The sequence below is a fragment of the Bacillus sp. FSL M8-0350 genome, assembly GCF_038593345.1.
Taxonomy (GTDB): Bacteria; Bacillota; Bacilli; order Bacillales; family Bacillaceae; genus Bacillus; species Bacillus safensis.
The window spans coordinates 3,597,362-3,614,687 of sequence record NZ_CP151985.1 but is presented as its reverse complement, the minus strand read 5'-3'; the positions used below and the strand labels follow the sequence as shown (position 1 = coordinate 3,614,687).

Sequence of the window (17,326 nt, the reverse complement as noted above, 5' to 3'; positions counted from 1 at the left end):
ATCAATATTGATCAGATTTTACAATTGGTGTTAAATTAATCTCAATATGCGTTAGAAAATCTAACAATTAAATGTGTGGAGATATCTACAAGGAGGCAGATGCGACATGTTGACCTTAGATCGAGCAGCACAAACAGCACAAAGCTACATCCACCGTGTGTTAGAAGAGGTGGAAAAACGAAATCCCGGCGAGGAGGAGTTCCAGCAAGCCGTAAAAGAAATTCTGGAATCACTCGTCACAGTTTTTGCGAAGCATCCAGAGTATGAAAAACAAGGCATTTTAGAACGGCTCATTGAGCCTGAGCGGCTTGTGGTATTTCGAGTGCCATGGGTAGACGATGAGGGCAAAGTACAAGTCAATCGAGGGTTTAGGGTTCAATTCAATAGTGCCATCGGTCCTTATAAAGGAGGCATTCGTTTCCATCCAACCGTCAATGCAAGCATTATCAAGTTTTTAGGGTTTGAACAAATCTTTAAAAACGCACTGACTGGTATGCCGATTGGCGGAGGGAAAGGCGGATCGGATTTTGATCCTAAAGGGAAGTCTGATGGAGAAATCATGCGTTTCGTTCAAAGCTTTATGAGTGAACTCGGCCGATATATTGGACCTGATCAAGATGTGCCAGCAGGTGATATTGGTGTAGGAGCACGCGAAATTGGCTATATGTTCGGACAGTACAAGAAAATGCGCGGTGCTTATGAAGCAGGTGTACTCACGGGGAAAAGCCCTGGATTCGGAGGCAGCTTAGCGAGAAAAGAGGCGACAGGCTACGGACTGGTGTACTTCATGGAGGAAATGCTGAAAGCACATGGGCTCCAATTTGAGGGACGTTCTGTTGTTGTGTCGGGCTCAGGAAATGTGTCTATCTATGCAATGGAAAAGGTAATCGAATTAGGCGGTAAGGTTGTGGCTTGCAGTGATTCAAGCGGAGCGATTTATGATCCTCAAGGGATTTCACTTGAGACGATCAAACAGCTCAAGGAAGTCGAGAATCAGCGGATTGGGGCATACATTGACATTCACCCGCATGCTGAATTAATTGAAGATTGCGAACAAATTTGGTCCGTTCCTTGTGATATTGCACTGCCATGTGCAACACAAAATGAAATATCAGAGGCGCATGCACAGCAGCTTGTGGCAAATGGTGTCATCGCTGTAGGAGAAGGAGCCAATATGCCATCCACTCTTAAGGCGGTCAAAGTATTTGAAGAGAATCGTATTTTGTTTGCGCCGGCAAAAGCAGCGAATGCTGGCGGTGTAGGTGTATCAGCATTGGAAATGGCACAAAACAGTGCAAGAATATCTTGGACATTTGAAGAAGTAGATGCTCAGCTGAAACAAATGATGCAGTCTATTTATCGTCAGTGTACAGAGACAGCAGACGAATATGGACACTCAGGAAACATCATGGTTGGAGCAAATATTGCAGGATTTCGTAAGGTGGCAGATGCCATGATCGCACAAGGCGTGATTTAACTCCTGCTCTCCCGCACCTGTTTATTTCATGACAAGATGGGGAATCGTCCTTTAAGAATGACAATAAGGAGGCGCGGGGGAAATGAAAAAATGGCTGAAACAAATTGTCAAATGGGCACCTGTGATTTATCCAGTGGTGAGAAAAATATATAAAGAGCGAAAAGCATCTAAACGTCGTAACGTATCAGCCGGATAATCCGGCTTTTTTTTATGCAATCATACAGAGCCTGTGTTGTAAGAAAAAAATAATAGAATCGAATGATCTATTTTCTCCCTCTCTCCGTTAAGTACATAACAAACGGAAAGAGGAGGAAATAAAAGATGAACATGAAGAAAGCAATGTTAACCATTCCACTGAGCGCAGCGTTATTATTCCCAGCGGCTCATATCGCAAGTGCACACGAAGGACATATGCATGGGGAGGCGAAGAAGACGTCTTCGTCACAAGAGGTGTCAAATAAAGCCGCAGATCTTCGAGCAGCACTAGATCAGTTGTTTTCAGAGCATGCCTATTTAGCAGTGATCACAATGCAAAAGGGAATTGACGGCAGTAAAGACTTCGATCAAGCAGCGGCGGCTTTAAATGACAACACGAATGACTTATCAGATGCAATTGCCTCTGTGTATGGAAAAAAAGCAGGCAAACAATTCAAGAACATTTGGTCAAGTCATATCGGCTACTTTGTTGACTATGTACAAGCCGCAGCGAAAAAAGATAATGCAGGTAAAAAGAAAGCGATGAAGCAGCTTGATCAATATCGAATGAAACAAGCCGATATGCTCGATCAAGCAACAGACGGCAGACTGAAAGCAAGTGAGCTTGAAGAAGGCTTGAAGATGCATGTGAATGAACTGCTAAAAGCGTTTGACAGCTATACTGAAAAGGATTTTGATACGACCTATGAAACGGTTAGAAAATCCATTCATCATATGTTTGAGGTAGGAAAAGGCGTGTCATGGGCCATCACAGATCAATTTCCTGGGAAATTTGATCAAAAGTCAGTGGATACACCAGCAGCGGATCTTCGTGAAGATTTAAACTACTTGTTCTCAGAGCATTTGGCACTCGCGGTAGTTGCCATGCAAAAAGGAAATGATGGCAGTAAGGACTTTAAACAGGCAGCAGCGGCTTTAAATGAAAACACAAATGATTTATCTGCTGCGATTGCATCTGTTTATGGTAAAGATGCAGGCAAACAATTCAAAGATATTTGGTCAAGCCATATCGGCTATTTAGTTGATTATGTCAAAGCGGATGCATCAGGGAATCAACAAGCAAAAGAAAAGGCTGTCAAAGATTTAGATGCGTATCGAATGAAGCAAGCGAAATTCCTAGATCAAGCGACAGATGGACGTTTAAAGGCAGCTGATTTAGAGGCTGGTTTGAAAACACATATTGATGAGCTGATCAAAACATATACGTCTTACCATAATGGCGAATATGATCAGCTTTATCCGACAGTGAGAGAGGCTTATGGTCATATGTTCATGGTTGGTCAGGATGTCGCAGCAGCGATTGTTGATCAGCATCCTGAGCTGTTCAAATCCAATATGCCTAATGAAATGCCGAAAACAGGCATGGGAGGCACAGCAGGTCCTTTAGGCATGTCCTATGAAGCATTTGCGGGAATGATCGCAAGTTTAATCCTAGCAGGCGGTGCAGCCGGTGCATTTTTCCTCATTCGCCGTAAGGCATCAAATTCTAACTCATAAAGACAGGTGGGAACGTGCATAATCGTGCCGTTCCTTTCTTCAAAAGGAGGCCGGCTTAGATGAAGAATTGGCTGCTCAGTATTCTTTCGCTTCTCATCATCACAGGCTGTTCATCACAGTCAATGAATGAATCGTCATCCTCAAAAAACATATCAGCTTCTAAGGAAATGACCACACATCAAGCTGAGAAAAAGAACCACTCACACGATACATTAAAAGACGAGCCGTCTGGTATTGTACCAGCAGAAATCGCCATTCCCGCGATTGATGTCAAAGCAAAAGTGGAGAAAACAGCTTTATCAAAGGATGGCAGTATGGGTGTCCCTCAGGAAACAGACAACACGGCTTGGTTTGAAGATGGTCCAAAGCCGGGAGATAAAGGGAATGCCGTCATGAACGGCCATGTAGATAATAAATGGGGTCCATCGGTTTTTTATCGATTAAAGGAGCTAAAAAAGGGAGACAAGGTGATCGTCACGTCTTCATCAGGAAAAAAGCGAACCTTTGAAGTCATAAAAGTAAGAAGTTATCCGCGTGAAGAGAAGCCTAATGCGTTTTTTGGATACGCCTTTACACGGAATCTCAATTTAATCACTTGTACAGGGACATTTGATCATGCAGCAGGTACGCATGAAAAAAGATTGGTTGTCTTTACCCAGCTGATCTCTTCATAAAGAAGGCGGGTACACGATGGTGTACGCCTTTTTTTCGTGGTTTTCGCAAGTATCTTTCAAAAAGATTCATAGGACATTAGATATGGTTAGTTGTATAAATAGGGGCATTTGTCATATATATGAGTTGGCAATTTTTATTTCTTTTCAGTAGAATATGAGTAATGAAGAGAACTGCAAGCGTATACAACCTGTCCAGACAAGGCAGATTCTCCACCCCTACATAAGGAGGCCGATCTGATGCTGAGTAAAAGACTGGCGCACATCTTAAGTCAACTCATGGCAGCTGAGACCCCGCTCACAAGCGCTGCATTTTCTGCCAGTTTACAAGTGACAAGCCGCACCATTCGTACAGACATAAAAGAACTGAACGACCGTCTTGCCCCTTATCAAGCAGCTGTAACAGCTGTTAGAGGAGCCGGCTATGAGCTGTTGATCAACGATGAGAATGCCTTTCGCCGTTTTATGAAGGAGGAGGTCGAGCAGGAAGAGCCGCTTGCTGTGCTGCCAGAGGAGCGTGTTCGGTTTATTTTAAAAAGGCTTCTTTTGGCAGAATCCTATGTGAAGCTGGAGGATTTACAGGAGCAGCTGTTTATTAGTAAATCAACGATGAGCAACGATGTGAAATCGGTCAAACGTAAGCTGGAGCCCTTTGGTCTGAAGCTGGAAGCGAAGCCGGGCAAAGGCTGCCGAATCAAGGGATCAGAGGTGAAAATCCGTTATTGTATGTCAGAATATTTATTCAATGAATGTCGTTCTTATCAAACGATGCTGAACACAGCTGTTACCATTTTGCCAAAGCATGAACTCGAATTGATTCAGAAAACAATGATCAATTATATCAATGAGGAAGGTATGAATCTATCAGACATTTGCATGAATAATTTAATCGTTCATGTCGCCATTGCATGCAAACGAATTAGACACGGAAACTATGTATCTGTTCTTCCAGAGGAAATCAGCGAAATTCCCCGGGCAAAGGAATATAAGGTCGCTAAAAAAATGGTGGAGCGTCTTGAAGGGCTGCTGGATGTCTCATTTCCACAAGAGGAAATTGTCTATATCACCATTCATTTGCTAGGAACAGCCAAAATGGTACAGTCCTTTTCCTCGAGCGGTCAAAAACAAATTGTAGATGATGACACGAGCCGGCTTGTACAGCTCATGCTGAAGACTATTGATCAAAAACTGCAGCTTGATTTAGCCGGTGATACGGAACTAATGATTGGATTGAGTCTGCACTTAAAGCCTGCCATCAACCGATGTAAATATGGAATGAACTTAAGAAATCCGATGCTTGATGAAATAAAAGCGGGGTATCCCCTTGCTTTTGAAGCGGGGATTATCGCCAGCAGGGTTCTTGAAGAAGAGGAAGGGCTGAGTATTCATGAGAACGAAATCGGATATATGGCGCTTCATTTTGGTGCGGCTTTAGAGCGGAGGAAAATGGAGATCCCGCCGAAGCGGTGTCTCATTGTCTGTGCGTCTGGTGCAGGGAGTGCAAGGCTGCTGCAGGATCGTTTGCGGTCACAATTTGGATCAAAGCTGACCATTTTAGGAACAGCAGAGCTATATTCGCTTCCGCATGTCTCTTTGCATGCCTTGGATTTGATTATTACAACGATCCCAATTCATATGGATTTACCAGTTCCAGTCATTCAAGTGAACACCATTTTGGGAGGCGGTGATTTTTTAAAAATTGAAGAAGCCCTGACGAGTGAAACAAGGGTGACATTGGCCTCTCAATATATGAAAAAGGAATTGGTTTTTACAAAACGCGCCTTTCAAACAAAGGAAGAGGTCATCACCTTTTTAACGCAAAAAGTCATCGATATGGGCTTAGCGCCAGCTGAACTCACACCATCTGTCATGGAAAGAGAAGAGGCTGCCCCTACCTCTTTCGGACATTATACAGCGATTCCGCACCCGATGACGCCGCTGACAGATGAGACGTTTTGGGCGATATGTACATTAGAAAAACCAATCATTTGGGGAGAGAAAAAGGTTCAATTTGTCTGCCTGCTTTGTGTCGAAAAAGAGAATGCCAAAGATTTAAAAGGCATGTACCGCCTGCTGGGGGAGCTTGTGCATAATGTGAAATTCATTCAGCATCTGATCGCCTGTGATACATTTGAAGACATGCTTGATATCATGTATAAAAAGGCTCCATCGTACAAGAACTAACTGTGTGATACTAACTTTTTCCGCTTCCTAAAGGAAAAAGTATGGGTGTTTATGAAAGCGGTTTCATAATATGATGAATGTGTAAAGAATAGCTTCACACTTTGAAAAGGGGGCGTTTACACATGAACATCTTATTGGTTTGCGCAGCAGGTATGTCTACAAGCTTACTTGTCACAAAAATGGAGAAAAGCGCACAAGAACAAGGAAAAGAATATCGTATTTGGGCAGTATCAGGAGATTCTGCGAAAAATCATATTGATCAAGCCGATGTGCTTTTATTAGGACCTCAGGTTCGATATTTATTACCGCAAATGAAAAAGCTCGGAGAAGAAAAAGGAATCCCAGTAGACGTGATTAATACTGTGCACTATGGCGTATGTAATGGCGCTGAGGTTTTAAAATCTGCTGAACAGTTAGTGAACGGATAAAGGGGGCGGAGGGGATGAATGGATTCAACCGATTTCTAGAAGAGAAGGTCATGCCGTTTGCAGGGAAGATTGCCGCTCAAAGACATTTACAAGCATTGCGTGACGGAATTGTTTTAACCATGCCTCTCATTATTGTCGGTTCACTGTTTCTCATTTTAGCTAACCTTCCGATCCCAGGATACAGCGATTTTATGGCAAGTATCTTTGGAGCAGAATGGGCCACGAAACTATCCTATCCTGTGAATGCAACCTTTGACATTATGGCACTTGTTGCGACCTTCGGGATTGCTTACAGGCTTGCTGAAAAGTATGCCGTTGATGCGCTATCATCTGGTGCGATCGCTGTTGCGGCTTTCCTTTTGGCTACACCATATCAAGTACCTTTCACACCTGAAGGCTCAACAGAAGCTATCCTAGTAGGCGGGGGAATTCCTGTCACACTGATGGGCAGTAAAGGTTTATTCGTTGCCATGATTATTGCCATGCTTTCAACCGAAATTTACCGCTTCATTGTACAGCGGAACATTGTGATCAAAATGCCTGATGGTGTACCGCCAGCAGTCAGTAAATCGTTTATTGCACTTATTCCAGGTTTTGTGGTCATCACCCTGATCTGGGTCGCTAGACTTGTGATTGAGATGACACCTTTTGAGAGTATTCATAATATCATCACGGTCTTAATTGGCACACCGCTATCGATTCTTGGTGGCAGCTTAGGCGGCAGTATCGTTGCGATGGGTGTGCAAATGCTCCTCTGGGCATGTGGTATTCACGGAGCAACCATTGTCGGCGGCGTCATGGGGCCAATTTGGCTCGGTGCAATGGATGAGAACCGTCTTGCATTCCAAGCAGGAGAAGTACTGCCGAATATTTTCACAGCGCAGTTCTTTGAAATCTTCATCAACGTCGGCGGAAGCGGAGCAACGCTTGCTTTGGTGCTGACCATGATCTTACGCGCCAGAAGTAAACAAATGAAACAGCTTGGCCGCCTTGCCATTGGGCCAGCCATCTTTAACATCAACGAACCGATCATTTTTGGAATGCCGATTGTCATGAACCCAATGCTCCTCATTCCGTTTATCCTTACGCCAATCATGATGATCATCACCACATATATCGGAATGAGCACAGGGCTTGTGGCAAAACCAGCCGGGATCGCTGTCCCATGGACCATGCCGCCAATCATTTCAGGCTATCTCGCCACAGGAGGCAAAATCTCTGGTGCTGTCATGCAGCTGATTAACCTTGCGCTGTCATTTGCTCTATACTACCCATTCTTTAGAATGTGGGATAAGCAGAAATTGAGAGAAGAAAGTGAGCTAGAAACAAAAGCATCAACTGATGAAAATGTCGTCAGCATGTAATAGAGGGAACAAGGGGGATGCGGCCGATGGAAATGGAACAAATTGTGTTTCAACTCATCCTGCACGGCGGAAATGGCAGAAGCTCCGCGATGGAGGCCATTACATGTGCAAAACAAGGAAACTTTGATGAGGCGAAGCAAAAATTGCAGGACGCACAAGACGCGTTAAATGAGGCGCATCACGCACAGACAGAGCTGATCCAAGGAGAAATCAGGGGCGAAAAGACGGATATTAGCCTCTTAATGATTCATGCGCAGGATCATCTCATGAACGCAATGACCGTCAAGGAGCTCGCAGCAGAAATCATCGAACTCCATGAAAAAATGAAGCAACTCGGAGGTGTCAATTCATGAAAGAAGGAATCAAAATTGTCACAATAGGCGGTGGATCGAGCTATACGCCTGAGCTCGTCGAAGGGTTTATTAAACGATATCATGAATTACCTGTAAAGGAATTATGGCTTGTGGATATTGAAGCAGGTCAGGAAAAGTTAAACATCGTAGGCGCTCTGGCGAAACGTATGGTTGAAAAAGCGGGTCTGCCGATTGAGGTACACCTGACTCTTGACCGCCGGGAAGCCTTGAAGGATGCAGATTTTGTGACGACACAATTTCGTGTAGGACTGCTGGAAGCACGGGCAAAGGATGAGAGAATACCGCTTAAATACGGCGTCATCGGTCAGGAAACGAACGGACCAGGCGGTTTATTTAAAGGCCTTCGGACCATCCCAGTCATTCTAGACATTGTGAAGGATATGGAAGAGCTTTGCCCAGACGCATGGCTTGTGAACTTTACAAATCCAGCGGGCATGGTCACTGAAGCTGTTTTACGCTACACGAATCTAAAAAAAGTGGTCGGTCTATGCAATGTGCCGATTGGGATCAAAATGGGGATTGCCAAAGCGCTTGATGTGGACGTTGAACGCATCGAGGTACAGTTTGCCGGTCTCAATCACATGGTCTATGGATTAGACGTATATTTAGACGGGGTCAGCATTATGGATCAAGTGCTTGATGAACTAGGAAATCCGAACAGCCAGTGGTCCATGAGAAACATTGAAGCGAAAAACTGGGAGCCTTCTTTTGTGAAAGGATTAGGGGTCATCCCATGTCCGTATCACCGCTATTACTATAAAACGAAAGATATGCTGGAAGAAGAGCAAAAGGCGGCTCAAGAAAAAGGAACACGAGCAGAGGTTGTACAGCAGGTTGAGCAGGAATTATTTGAGCTTTATAAAGATCCTGATTTGTCCATTAAACCACCACAGCTCGAAAAAAGAGGCGGGGCCTATTACAGCGATGCGGCCTGTAACTTAATCAGCTCCATCTATAATGATAAGCACGACATTCAACCAGTCAATACAGTGAACAGAGGGGCGATTGCCAGCATTCCGGCTGAATCAGCGGTTGAAGTAAACTGTATCATTACGAAGGACGGACCAAAACCAATCGCGATAGGTGATCTGCCTATAGCTGTAAGAGGACTCGTTCAACAAATCAAATCATTCGAGCGTGTGGCAGCAGAAGCGGCTGTGACAGGAGATTACGAGACAGCTCTTGTGGCGATGACCATCAACCCGCTCGTCCCATCTGACGAAATTGCAAAGCAAATTTTAGACGAAATGCTTGAAGCGCATCGTGAACATTTACCGCAATTCTTCAAATCAGTCAATGCTTAACACATAATGGCCCCTTCATGGGGTCATTTTTTATGATTGCCCCATATGGAAACTGGAGAAAGAAGTGTATGATTAGAAAAAACAGCATGTATGGCTTCAAAGAAAGGACTGTTGGAATATGGTTGCAATTGGTTTAATGTTTTACGGGTTTGTCGTACAGCCTGTCATGAGTTATGGTACAGTGATCTTGTTTTTGTATGGCCTTATTGCTTCATTTGTTGGCCTCATTCGGCATAAGGAATATGTGTGGATCTATGTTCTCCGCCTGCTCGTTTGTTTTACCATTCCGGTGACCAATCTGTTGATGTATTTTGCAACGATTGGAGGAGATGCAAGAAAATTTGATTTCCGGCCAATGCCGCTTGTTTATTATCTTGTCTTTATCCTAGAAATCATGATCATCTTTTTGCCAGAGATCTTTTTACTGATCGAAAAAAAGCGGAGCATCAAAAGGAAACAGTGGATATACACAGGGGCGATTGTCGGGGTGTCGGTCTTGTTTTGGTGCACGATTTGATGGGAAGCAGACGGGTCAACTAAGTCTATTTCGCCTTTTTTTCTGTAACTTCTTTCGTCTGACCTTCACAAAAGTAATGGAAAGAGCAAGGATAGAAATCCCAAGCGCCTTAAATAGAAACCGGGTGAGGAACGGTGAATCGTCGAAACCAGTGGCGACGATCATCGATCCGATGCAGATCCCAAAGAACGCTAGTAGATAAGTAAAAAACATACCATCACTCTCCTTATGTATGTGCATTTACCATTATAAGGGATAAAGGAGAGGTGAATAAACAAAAAAGAACCCTTCATGATTGAAAGGTTCTTTTATATGCTTATGCTTGCTTGACGACTGAGTCAACTTCAACTGTCCAGCCGAAGATGTCTGGCTGTGTCCCTTTTTGGATGCCAGTAATGGCTTCGTACAATTTCTTCGATACTTCGCCTGTTTGACCATTTTGGATCACATATGGCTGATCATGATAAATTAATTCTCCTACAGGAGAGATGACAGCTGCCGTTCCAGTCCCGAAAATTTCTTCAAGCTCGCCAGATTGATGTGCTTCAATTAACTCATCAATTGAAATTTTGCGCTCTGTTACTGGAATTCCCCAATGCTTTAACAGCTCAAGTACAGAGTTACGTGTGATGCCTTCTAAAATGCTGCCGTTCAATTCAGGCGTCACGATTTCTCCGTTGATTTTAAAGAAGATATTCATGCTGCCGACTTCTTCAATGTACTTTTTCTCGACCCCATCAAGCCAAAGAACTTGTGAAAATCCTTTCGTTTCAGCAACTTGCTGTGCTTTAAGGCTTGAGGCATAGTTTCCAGCTGTTTTGGCATTTCCTGTTCCACCCTTAACGGCACGGACAAACTCATTTTCAACTGCAATTTTGACCGGATGAATGCCTTCTTTATAGTATGATCCCACTGGAGATAAGATAATGAGCAGCTTATACGTGCTAGACGGTGCAACGCCTAAATATGGCTCAGTGGAAATAATGAATGGACGAATATACAAGGAAGTGCCCTCTGCATCAGGTACCCAATCCTTATCAATACGAATGAGTTCATTTAAGCCCTCTAATACTGTTTCTGTATCAATTTGCGGAATACACAGGCGGTCATTGGATCTGTTTAAGCGCTCCATGTTTTTTTCCGGACGGAATAAGAGAATTTTTTGATCCTCAGAAACATAAGCCTTCAAGCCTTCAAAAACAGATTGACCATAATGGTAGACCATCGAAGCTGGGTCCATTGGAATGGCCTGATAAGGGATAATTCTTGGATCGTACCAGCCTTTATCAACTGAATAATCCATCACAAACATGTGATCTGTGAAGATTTTTCCGAATTCAAGTTGATCAGATTGGGGTTTTGGTTTTTTTGTTGAACTAAGTTCAACGCGGATGGGTTGTTTTGGCATTGTAAATCTCCTTGCTGTTTGGTTATTTGAAAATTCTAATAATATGAAATAATTATGATTCTATTCTATACCTTCACAAAATATTAGCAATAGGTTTTCTGGAATTCAGACAAGAAAAATCTGTTAAAGCGCTTTCCTTCTCTCTGCTGTCAGTATGACTCCTATCACCCCTTTTTAAAAAAGAAATAAAATCCAAATGCATTATTAACTGATTAATCTGACAATTTAAAAACGAGAGGTTTTCCTGTAAGATATTCTTTCAACCATACACCTTTTGACTAGTACATTGCAAGGGACATCGTCATATTTTAATCCTCTTTTTTTTAACCGATAAAGGAAGAAGAGAAGAGAAAGGAGCAATAACAAGATGAAACGAGCGATACCAGGCATTTTACTCATTTTATTCATGACCGTGATCAGCTTTGGCTGTCAGGCGATGACAGATGAGGCTGGCGCAAAGCAAAGCACAGCCTATTACGTAGCGGTAAACGGAAGCGACAAAAACCCGGGCACAAAGCAAAAACCTTTCCGCACGTTGAAAAAAGCAGCAAGTATGGCGAAGGCTGGGGCAACCATTTACATGAGAGGCGGTACATACAAAGAAAAATTGGTTGTCCGCCATTCAGGAACAAAGAAAGCACCCGTTGTCTTTCAAGCTTACGGAAAAGAAAAGCCTGTAATTAGCGGGGCTTCCCTTAAAGGAAATCAAGCCGATGGAGGACTTGTCACGATCGATCAAAAAAGCTACATCACCCTCAAAGGCCTGACTGTAGGACATCTTAAGACGAATCAAGAAGATTTGACACCAGTTGGTATTTTCATCAAAGGAAGCGGTAAAGGCGTCAAACTGCTTAATAACCGAGTGTATGACATTCAGACGAAACATAAAAATGGAAATGCACATGGAATTGCTGTCTATGGGACAAAAGCTCCTGCAGCGATTGAAGACATTGAAATCAAAGGAAATACCGTTGAAAAATTAAAGCTGGGCTTCAGTGAAGCGCTTGTGCTAAATGGAAACGTCAAAAAGTTCCGTGTGACACATAACACGGTCCGGCACACTGATAATATTGGCATTGATTTAATTGGTTTTGAGAACGTAGCACCCTCCAAAAAGTATGATCAAGTGAGAAATGGGGTTGTCTCTAGAAACAAAGTATATGAGATTACGAGTGCAGGAAACCCAGCCTATGGCAGCGACATCTCCGCTGGCGGAATTTATGTTGATGGCGGAAAAGACATTGTGATCGATCATAACATCTCACATCACAATGATCTGGGGATTGAAGTCACAAGCGAACATAAGGGAAAAATGGCAGACCGCATCCGCATCGAACACAATCAAGTATATTTAAACCGTTATACAGGCATTTCTATTGGCGGCTATGATAAGAAGCGGGGCGGTACAACCAATACGACGATTTCACATAATATTTTGTACAAAAATGACACAGCCGGCTTAGAAGGCGGTCAATTGCTAATGCAGTATCAAGCAGTGAACAATCGAATCACGAATAATATCATGTCAGCTAGTGCCTCGCATTACTTGGTCGTGAATCTTTATCAAGTGAACCAAAAGAATACCTTCCAGAAGAACGTTTATGATGACCGAAAAGGTGCGAAAGCATCACAGTGGATTTGGCGCGGGAAATGGATGGAAGGCTACAAAACGTATCTCTCTAAAAGCGGTCAAGATAAAGGATCAGCACATCTCAACCCACAATTTGTGAATGAGAAAAAATATGATTTCCGTCTGAAGAAATCATCACCTGCGAAGAAAACCATCGGAAGTTGATGATATTTTAGAAATTTTCAAAAAAGTCATTGACATTGATGTGACATCACATTAAAGTAAAGAAGACATTTCAACGAAAACAAATTTCATAACGGATCTCTTATCAAGAGAGGCAGAGGGACTGGCCCTATGACGCCCAGCAACCGTTTCTTTTTTAGAAATTGGTGCTAATTCCTGCAAAGCTGTTACAGCTTTGACAGATAAGAGAGGAAGACTTCCCGATACATGTTTCATGCAACGGTGATCAAGCCTCTCTTTCAAAGAGAGGCTTTTTTTCGTCTCTTTTTCGAATCAAATGCCTGTTTTACAGGCGTATTTCCACTTCTTTACCTAGTTTTCCGATGTGAAAAATAAAAACAACTTGAGGAGGAACAGCAATGAAGCGTAAGCATTTTACATCATTTCTTGTTTTATTAACGGCATTGACCGTCCTGTTAACAGGCTGCGGCACCGGATCAAGTGCAGGCTCAAAAGCAAATACGAACGAAAAGGTTTCCTTTGACAATGTACCGAAGCGATTTGCAAAGGGACAGGGGGCAAAAATTAAAGTCATCCGCAAAATTGGAGGAGACGATCATACAGCTCAATTTTTAGCGGGGACCAAGGCAGAAGGTGAGGCACTTGGCTTTAAGGTAGATGTCTACACCGCAAATGGAGATACAGCGAAGTTCCATGATGCCATCTCTCAGGCGCTTGAAGAAAATTATGATGGCTTTATCATCTCTCACGGGGACGACGAGGCGACAGTCGCTGATGTGAAAAAGATCACAGCGAAAGGCATTCCAGTTGTAGCATTTGATTCGAATCCTAAGCTGAAGGACATCAAAGGGGTCACAGTGACGTCTCAAGATGACGAACAATTAGCGAAAAAATCATTAGATGCGCTTGTGTCTGATTTTAAAGGAAAAGCAAATATTGCATACCTGTGGGTAGATGGATTCCCGCCAATGGTGAGACGAAATAAGGTCTATCAAGAAACGCTTAAACAACATTCAGGGATCAAGGAGCTTGACCGCTTTGGTATTGCCTCCTCTGATACGTCTGTTCAAACGCAAAATGCAGTAGCAGCCATGCTGAATAAGTATCCAAAGGGCAAGCTGGACGCTATTTTTGCCACATGGGATGCCTTTGCCATTGGGGCAGCAAGAGCGTTAAAGGAAGCAGGAAGAACAGAAGTAAAGATTTATGGGATTGATGTGTCAAATGCGGATCTTCAAGAAATGACGGCGAAGGACAGTCCGTGGAAGTATACAGCAGCGGTTGATCCGAAGCTCATCGGTGCAGTCGACGTGAGGATTCTTGCGAAGAAAATAGCTGGTGAGAAAACACCAGCTTCCTATGACCTTGAGGCCTCTCTCATCTCGCAAAAGCAGCTTCAGCAAGCAGGAAAAGCCATTAACATGGTCAATCTTGCAGACGAAGTGAAGGGATTCGGTTCATCGACTGCTTTTGAGGAAGATTGGATGAAGACCTTGAAGAAGCATTATACAAAATAAGCGACGTGCACTCTCTTTTCATAGAGGGTGTTTCGTTTTTCAGATGATATCAAGAGAAGGAGGACACCTATGACAGCGCCGCTTGTTCGTATGAAAAATATTTCAATTGAATTCCCAGGGGTCAAAGCGTTAGATCAAGTGAATTTCACATTAAAAAAAGGGACGGTCCATGCACTGATTGGAGCAAATGGTGCTGGGAAGTCAACGTTAATGAAGGTTCTTTCTGGCGCTCATTCCCACTTCGACGGGACCATCTACATCAATGGCCAGGCGGCATCCATTCAAACCCCAAAGGATGCATCCTCATATGGTGTGCAGACGGTCCATCAAGAAGTGGATACGGCGCTTGTTCCCTACTTAACTGTTGGTGAGAATATGATGATGCATGAAATTGAGAAAAAAACATTTGTCAGTTGGAAAGAGCTGCATCGCAAGGCGGCTCAACTATTAAAAGAAATGGACATCGACATCTCCACAAAACGACTTGTCAGCGATCTGACCCTTGCCGAAAAACAGTTGGTGCTCATTGCCAAGGCTGTTTCCATTAAATGCAGCATTTTAATCTTAGATGAACCAACGGCTCCGCTTAGTCATGCAGAAACAAGCAAATTATTCTCAATGATTGATCGGTTGAAACAGAATGGGACGGGGATCGTGTTTATTTCTCACCGCATGCCTGAAATTTTCACCATCTGTGATGAATTGACTGTGATGCGAAATGGAACGGATGTCGCAGCTCACCTTGTCAAAGACACAAATCCGCAGCAGGTCATTGAAGAAATGCTAGGCGCACCATTAGAGGAGCAATTCCCGTCTCGCAGGCCACTGAAAGATGCACCTATTGTGCTTGAAGTGAAAGAGCTAAACGATCAACATAAATTAAACAACATTCACTTTTATGTCAAAAAAGGAGAAATTCTCGGGATCGCAGGACTTGTCGGTGCTGGTAAAACAGAATTGTGCAAAGCCCTTTTTGGTGCCTCAGAAAAAAAGACGGGGACCGTGCAGCTTCATGGTCAAACCATTCGCATCACTTCGCCTCATCAAGCTGTGAGAGCTGGAATGGCCCTTGTGCCTGAAGAGCGGAGAAAAGAAGGGATCCTGACCGAAGAGAGCGTGGGGTGGAACTTAACGGCTGCAAGTCTTCATTCATTTTCAAGGATATTCAGCTTCTTACATCGTTCGAAGGAAAAGCGGGAAGCAGACGAAATCGTCAAACGACTTGGTGTCAAAACGCCGTCGCTTGAAGCAAAGGTGAAGCACCTATCGGGTGGAAATCAGCAGAAGGTTGCTATCGGAAAATGGCTGCTGGCTGAGGCAGATGTGTATCTCTTTGATGAACCAACCAAAGGTGTAGACGTTGGAGCGAAAAAAGATATTTTCACTTTGATTGCAGAGCTTGCCGCCCGCGGAAAATCTGTGATTTATGCGTCGAGTGAGCTGTCAGAGATTGCAGGTATCGCTGACCGAGTATACGTGTTATATGATGGCAGCATTACCCGGGAAATGACCGCACCGACGACTGAAGAGGAGCTTTTATATCATTCAACAGGAGGACAATCATGAGCGAACAACAAATTCCAGCCCCTGTGCAGCAAATCAAAAAACAGCGGCCATCCTTTCATCTGTTTGATTTCTTTTATCGATATGGGACGATCTTAACCATTGTTGTGTTGATTGTGGTATTTGCGGCAGCGAATCCAGCGTTTTTGCAATCAGGAAATATCATCAATATTCTACGGTCTATCTCAATTGTGACCATCATTGCGGTGGGCTTAACCATCTCATTGGCAGTAAACGGCTTTGATTTATCAGTTGGATCAGTCGCTACGCTATCAAATGCGATTGTCATTTCTATGTTCGTATGGTTCTCGCAAAACCCACTGATTGCAATCCTCTCTGCACTAGCGGCTTCTATTATTGTTGGATTGATAAATGCATGGATGATCGTCAAAATGAAAATTCCAGATATGCTCATGACATTAGCCATGATGTTTATCATTCAAGGACTGGCTCAAACGTATACGAAAGGGGCGACCATTTCTGAAAATATGGTGCTTCCCGATGGCACGTTCTCAACGGGAACGATTCCTGCCTTTTTCAGCAAAATTGGACAGGTGCCATATATCATTCTCATTATGGCTGCCATTGTACTCTTTGCGCATGTTTTCATGACCTACACAAAGCACGGCCGATTCATGTACATCATCGGTGGGAATAAGGAAGCGGCTCGTTTGTCTGGCATACATGTGAACAAATACAAAATTTCGGCCTATCTGCTTTCTGCGTTATTTGCAGCGATCGGCGGAATCGTACTTGCATCAAGGGTGATGACAGCAGAAATTAATGCGGGTGCACCATATTTAATGGATGGAGTAGCGGCTGCTTTTATCGGCTTTTCCGTCATGGGGGCAGGTAAGCCAAACGCATTTGGCACTTTTATCGGGGCTGTACTCATTGGTATTTTACAAAATGGGCTTGTGATGATGTCTGTCCCTTATTATGCAATGGATATTGTGAAAGGTTCTGTGCTGGCCCTTGCACTGGCGCTGACATATTACAAACAACGAGGCTAACTGCGTATTTTTTAAAACC

Annotated in this window: 15 protein-coding genes and 1 riboswitch; of the genes, 14 read left to right on the top strand and 1 reads right to left on the bottom strand. The window is 43.5% G+C overall.

Translation table 11 applies throughout. The annotated features are described in order from the left end of the window. The first annotated feature begins 106 nt into the window (after positions 1-106). From gdhA to NSS80_RS18790, 10 genes are all read left to right on the top strand, one after another. Complete coding sequence (gdhA, locus tag NSS80_RS18835; protein WP_317221752.1) at positions 107-1,477, top strand: NADP-specific glutamate dehydrogenase; 1,371 nt, start codon at positions 107-109, stop codon at positions 1,475-1,477. Positions 1,478-1,559: 82 nt separating this feature from the next. Next, entirely contained in the window at positions 1,560-1,673 is a 114-nt protein-coding gene (locus tag NSS80_RS18830; protein ID WP_223250414.1) for a hypothetical protein, read from the top strand. 125 nt (positions 1,674-1,798) lie between these two features. Further along, positions 1,799-3,190 carry a copper amine oxidase gene (locus NSS80_RS18825; RefSeq protein ID WP_317221753.1) on the top strand — a complete coding sequence of 464 codons (1,392 nt, stop codon included), beginning with the start codon at positions 1,799-1,801 and terminating at the stop codon, positions 3,188-3,190. Positions 3,191-3,249: 59 nt separating this feature from the next. Continuing rightward, complete coding sequence (locus NSS80_RS18820) at positions 3,250-3,864, top strand: class F sortase (RefSeq protein WP_135031496.1); 615 nt, start codon at positions 3,250-3,252, stop codon at positions 3,862-3,864. Positions 3,865-4,101: 237 nt separating this feature from the next. Beyond that, the gene (locus NSS80_RS18815; RefSeq protein WP_342498384.1) at positions 4,102-6,045 is read left to right on the top strand and encodes a BglG family transcription antiterminator; all 1,944 of its coding nucleotides are present in this window, start codon (positions 4,102-4,104) and stop codon (positions 6,043-6,045) included. A 122-nt stretch (positions 6,046-6,167) separates the two neighbouring features. Beyond that, complete coding sequence (locus tag NSS80_RS18810; protein ID WP_024423869.1) at positions 6,168-6,473, top strand: PTS sugar transporter subunit IIB; 306 nt, start codon at positions 6,168-6,170, stop codon at positions 6,471-6,473. 14 nt (positions 6,474-6,487) lie between these two features. After that, positions 6,488-7,837, top strand: coding sequence for a PTS cellobiose transporter subunit IIC (celB, locus tag NSS80_RS18805; RefSeq protein ID WP_025093803.1), 1,350 nt, complete (start codon positions 6,488-6,490; stop codon positions 7,835-7,837). A 26-nt stretch (positions 7,838-7,863) separates the two neighbouring features. Beyond that, positions 7,864-8,190: a PTS lactose/cellobiose transporter subunit IIA gene (locus NSS80_RS18800; protein ID WP_024427495.1), complete on the top strand. Its 327-nt coding sequence runs from the start codon at positions 7,864-7,866 to the stop codon at positions 8,188-8,190. Further along, positions 8,187-9,515 carry a 6-phospho-beta-glucosidase gene (locus NSS80_RS18795; protein WP_342498383.1) on the top strand — a complete coding sequence of 443 codons (1,329 nt, stop codon included), beginning with the start codon at positions 8,187-8,189 and terminating at the stop codon, positions 9,513-9,515. Before NSS80_RS18800 ends, NSS80_RS18795 begins: the two co-directional genes overlap by 4 nt. Positions 9,516-9,633: 118 nt before the next feature. Beyond that, positions 9,634-10,032, top strand: a complete 399-nt coding sequence (locus NSS80_RS18790) for a hypothetical protein (RefSeq protein ID WP_087977942.1) — start codon at positions 9,634-9,636, stop codon at positions 10,030-10,032. A 316-nt stretch (positions 10,033-10,348) separates the two neighbouring features. Here the strand turns inward: NSS80_RS18790 and NSS80_RS18785 are convergent, their stop codons facing one another. Beyond that, a complete protein-coding gene (locus NSS80_RS18785; protein WP_024426445.1) occupies positions 10,349-11,440 on the bottom strand; it encodes a branched-chain amino acid aminotransferase in 1,092 nt (363 codons plus the stop codon). A 367-nt stretch (positions 11,441-11,807) separates the two neighbouring features. On the opposite strand from NSS80_RS18785, the gene NSS80_RS18780 reads away from it, so the two are divergent. From NSS80_RS18780 to NSS80_RS18765, 4 genes are all read left to right on the top strand, one after another. Beyond that, entirely contained in the window at positions 11,808-13,235 is a 1,428-nt protein-coding gene (locus tag NSS80_RS18780; RefSeq protein ID WP_342498382.1) for a right-handed parallel beta-helix repeat-containing protein, read from the top strand. 97 nt (positions 13,236-13,332) lie between these two features. Next, a riboswitch (SAM riboswitch) is annotated at positions 13,333-13,442 on the top strand. Between the two features lie 170 nt (positions 13,443-13,612). Beyond that, positions 13,613-14,731, top strand: coding sequence for a sugar ABC transporter substrate-binding protein (locus NSS80_RS18775; RefSeq protein ID WP_024423861.1), 1,119 nt, complete (start codon positions 13,613-13,615; stop codon positions 14,729-14,731). A gap of 69 nt (positions 14,732-14,800) precedes the next feature. Further along, positions 14,801-16,297, top strand: coding sequence for a sugar ABC transporter ATP-binding protein (locus NSS80_RS18770; RefSeq protein WP_065214934.1), 1,497 nt, complete (start codon positions 14,801-14,803; stop codon positions 16,295-16,297). Continuing rightward, positions 16,294-17,307: an ABC transporter permease gene (locus NSS80_RS18765; protein WP_070326173.1), complete on the top strand. Its 1,014-nt coding sequence runs from the start codon at positions 16,294-16,296 to the stop codon at positions 17,305-17,307. The genes NSS80_RS18770 and NSS80_RS18765 overlap by 4 nt, the downstream gene beginning before the upstream one ends. Positions 17,308-17,326: the final 19 nt, after the last annotated feature.